Annotated in this window: 1 protein-coding gene; it reads left to right on the top strand. The window is 39.7% G+C overall.

The genetic code is table 11. The annotated features are described in order from the left end of the window. Positions 1-801 (top strand): metallophosphoesterase (locus tag F6K37_RS44255; RefSeq protein ID WP_287257462.1); only part of this gene is annotated, 801 nt, incomplete at its 5' end. Between the last annotated feature and the right edge of the window lie 231 nt (positions 802-1,032).

The following is a 1,032-nucleotide window of genomic DNA, read 5'->3' on the forward strand; positions in this document are numbered from 1 at the left end:
TTAAAGGTAGAAAAAGTCACCGTTGCGATCGCGGATTTACCTACGTCATTGCGAGGCACAAAACTTGTACAACTATCCGATTTACATTATGATCGACAGCAGTTACGAGAAAATATCTTAGCTGACGCTATTGAAGCCGCTAATCAAGCTGAACCTGATCTAGTCGTGTTAACTGGCGACTACGTAACCAATAGCCCGACTCCTATTTATCTACTAGCGCGGCGATTGAAGTACCTGGAAAGTCGCCATGGAATCTATGCTATACTGGGTAACCATGATTTAGCCTGGCGTCATTCAAAAGCAACAATTACTCAGGCTCTAACTAAGATTGGTGTGAAGGTGTTGTGGAATGCGATCGCTTATCCGTTTGGAGCACAATTACCTCTAGTAGGACTTGCTGATTTTTGGTCTGGTGATTTCAATCCTGGTCCAGTGCTCAATCAAATTGACCCCAAAACACCCCGGATTGTCTTATCCCACAACCCTGATACTGCGGAGATATTACAGCGTTGGCGAGTGGATTTGCAGTTGTCTGGTCATACCCATGGTGGTCAGATTGTGATTCCAGGAATCGGACCTGCGCCAGCATTGTTGAAAACCCTCCGGAAGTATATTCCTAAATCTGTGCAGCCCTGGATACCGTATTTGAAAGTATGTTCAAAAGTAACTAAGCACTGGGAATGGTCTGAGGGTTTACATTCGATCGGTAAAAATCAGTTGTATACTAATCGTGGTTTAGGAACTTATTGGCCAGGTCGTCTATTTTGTCCACCAGAAGTGACAGTAATTACATTGAATTAAGAATGTAGAATTAAGAATGTAGAATTAAGAATGGGGAATTAAGAATGGGGAATTAAGAATGTAGAATTAAGAATGTAGAATTAAGAATGGGGAATTAAGAATGTAGAATTAAGAATGTAGAATTAAGAATGGGGAATTAAGAATGTAGAATTAAGAATGTAGAATTAAGAATGGGGAATTAAGAATGGGGAATTAAAAATTAAGAATTAAGAATGTAGAATTAAGAATGTA

This window comes from Moorena sp. SIO4E2, assembly GCF_010671945.1.
Taxonomy (GTDB): Bacteria; Cyanobacteriota; Cyanobacteriia; order Cyanobacteriales; family Coleofasciculaceae; genus Moorena; species Moorena producens.